Source organism: Nevskia soli (assembly GCF_903970205.1).
Taxonomy (GTDB): domain Bacteria; phylum Acidobacteriota; class Terriglobia; order Bryobacterales; family Bryobacteraceae; genus Bog-113.
On the sequence record NZ_CAJCHS010000412.1, the window covers coordinates 1 to 3,077 of the forward strand.

3 protein-coding genes are annotated in these 3,077 nt (G+C 60.2%); all 3 read left to right on the forward strand.

Annotated features, from left to right (window positions below):
• A partial coding sequence (locus tag H1Y01_RS17740) for a YqaA family protein (protein WP_180541898.1) occupies window positions 1–614 on the forward strand: 614 nt, incomplete at its 5' end.
• Between the two features lie 35 nt (window positions 615–649).
• Window positions 650–1,531: a c-type cytochrome gene (locus H1Y01_RS17745; protein ID WP_219341668.1), complete on the forward strand. Its 882-nt coding sequence runs from the start codon at window positions 650–652 to the stop codon at window positions 1,529–1,531.
• Window positions 1,528–3,077: acido-empty-quinoprotein group A (locus H1Y01_RS17750; RefSeq protein WP_180541900.1), on the forward strand; the 1,550-nt coding region annotated here is incomplete at its 3' end. The genes H1Y01_RS17745 and H1Y01_RS17750, both read left to right, overlap by 4 nt.

Here is a 3,077-nt window from a genome sequence, read left to right on the forward strand (position 1 = left end):
GTCGAGTGAGTTCCTTTCTCAATCACCTCGCCCACTTCTTCATCACGCTGGGTCCGTTCGGGCTTTTATTGCTCGGCACGCTCGATTCGTCGTTTCTGTTCTTTCCGCTGGGAAACGACCTTCTGTTAGTCGTGCTTACGACAAGACACCACAACTGGATGCTGCTCTACGCCCTGATGGCCACGATTGGATCGGTTCTCGGGTGCTTCATCACCGATGTCGTCAGCCGTAAAGGCGGGGAGGCCGGCCTGAAAGGACGCGTGAAGGAGCGGCAACTGAAGTATGTGCAGCGGCAGCTGGATAAACGCGCATGGTTCGTCCTTGCGCTGGCATCCATCATGCCGCCGCCATTTCCGTTCACGGTGTTCGTGATTGTCGCCGCGGCGCTCCGGTATTCGCGAGTGCGGCTGCTCGGCACCATTGCGGTCGCGCGGCTTGTCCGCTTTCTCGTCGAAGGCGCGCTCGCGGTGCATTTCGGGCCGCGCATCCTGAAAATGGCGCAAGCACCGTGGGTGGAAGGATTGGTCCTCTTCATCGTGGTCATCTCCATCGGCGGCAGCGCCTGGTCGATCGTCACATGGATTCGCCGGGCGCGGTCCTCTCGCCGCGTGTGATGACCTTGTAGACTACATTCTTTAAGGGTCCCGTTTTGACGCTTCGCATTCCAGCGATTCAAGCAGCCGTACTCCTTCTCTGCATCGGTTTCGGACAGGCGCTCTCAGGAGGGCAGGAGGCGCCGCCGGCCCCCAATCCACAGCCTCCACCGCCCAACGAAGGGCGGCGCGCGGGGCGCGGAGAGATGCGCCAGTTCCTCGGGCTCGGACCGCCCCCGGATGCCGCTGCCGCCGCGCGTGGCGAGAAACTCTACGCGTCCAATTGCGCCTTCTGCCACGGCGCGAAAGCTAATGGCGCGGAGGGTCCGGACCTGATCCGCTCCGCGCTCGTCCTGCACGATGAGAAGGGCGAGATCATCGGGCCGTTCGTTCACAACGGGCGCCCCGATAGAGGGATGCCGGCGTTCTCCACGCTGACCAATGATCAGCTTTACGACATCGCCGAATTTCTGCACGTGCGCGTGGAAGCGGCGGCGAATCGCGGCACGTACCAGATTCAGAACGTGGTCACCGGAAACGCCGCGGCCGGCGCAGCTTACTTCAACGGTCCTGGTAAGTGCGCGTCCTGTCACTCGGTCACGGGCGACTTGGCGCACATCGGTTCGAAGATGCGGCCCGCCGATCTGCAGCAGTCCTTCCTCTATCCGGGCGCGCGCGGATTCGATCCCGCAAACCCTACGGTTACACATGTAACCGTCACACTGCCTTCCGGTCAAACCGTCTCCGGCACCCTGAAGCGCATGGATGACTTCAACGTTTCCCTGATAGATAGCGCCGGTGACTATCGCTCATTTACAGTCGTGCCCGGACTTCATGTAACTGTCGAGGATAAGTTACAAGCCCATCGCCAGCTACTCGATCAATATACTGACGCCGACATGCATAACCTGACGGCGTATCTGGTAACTCTTAAATGAGAAGACTCCGGCTTATTGCCGTTTTCGCGTTATCGGTTATAGCGGCATCCGCCCAGCTCCTTGACCCCAAGAAGCTACTCGAGCGCCCGACCGACACCTGGCCAACTTACAACGGCGACTACTCCGGCCAGCGCTATAGCCCTCTAAAGCAGATCAACTCATCGAACGTTCGATCCCTCGCAGTTGCATGGATGTATCGAATCACTACTGTCGGTCCGCAACGCGGGGTAGGCGATCCGACCATCAAATCGACGCCGCTCATGGTAAATGGTGTTCTGTACTTCACGATTCCCGACCATATCTGGGCGGTTGACGCCCGGACCGGCGAAGAAATCTGGCGCTATGACTGGGCAGACAAAGGCGGACATCTGGTTGGCCAGCGCGGCGTCGGGATGTATGGGAACTGGCTCTACTTCCTCGGCCCTGACGGCTGGTTCATCTCGCTGAACGCAAGCACCGGTAAAGAGCGATGGCGCAAGAAAGTCGCGGATGAGAAGCTGCAGTACTTCACCACCATGGCCCCGATGGTCGTCGGCAATCACGTGATTGTCGGCGTGGGCGGCGATGCGATGGATGTTCCCGGATATCTCGAAGCTCGCGATCCTGAGACCGGGGACCTGCAGTGGCGCTGGAACAGCGAGCCGAAAGTCGGCGAGCCGGGCGCGGAGACGTGGCCCAATCAGGGCGCGATGGAACATGGCGGCGGCATGACTTGGCTGCCCGGTACTTACGACCCCGAGTTGAATCTGCTTTACTGGGGCACCGGAAATCCGAATCCCGTGTACGCCGGGCAAGGGCGCAAAGGCACGAACCTTTGGACTTGTTCCATCGTCGCGCTCAATCCGGACACCGGCAAGCTCGTCTGGTATTTCCAGGCATCGCCGCACGATACGCACGATTGGGACAACGTGGAAACGCCGGTCCTGTTCGACGCCAATCTGGACGGAAAGCCCGGCAAGTACCTCGCGCAGGCCGCGCGAAACGGTTTCTTCTTCGTCCTGGACCGCACTAACGGCAAGAGTATCCGGACCGCGCCGTTCGTCGGCACCGATTGGGCCAAGGGCGTCGATGCCAAGGGTCAACCGATCCCGGATCCGAAGAAGGAGCCCTCGGTCGACGGGTCACTCATCAACATCCCGGGCGGAGGGGGCACTAACTGGATGGCTCCCAGCTTCGACCCGCAAACCAATCTGTTCTATGTCAATGCGACTAAGGGCTATAGCTTGGCCTTTCTCACCGACACGGACGAGAAACCGGAGGGCTATGGCGGTTCCGCGCGCGGCCTGTGGTCCCAGCATGTTCTCGAGGCGATTGATGTTAAGACGGGGCAACCCCGATGGACTCATCCGTATTCAGCGGTCGCGAATGCGGGCTTAGGCGGCCCCGGCATCCTTACCACAGCCGGTAACCTGCTGTTCACCGGCGACTACGCGGGCAACCTGATTGCGTTCGATCCGGCATCGGGCGCCATCCTGTGGCACTTTCGGATGACTCAGTCTTTGACCAATGGTCCGATGACTTACATTTTGGATGGAAAACAGTACCT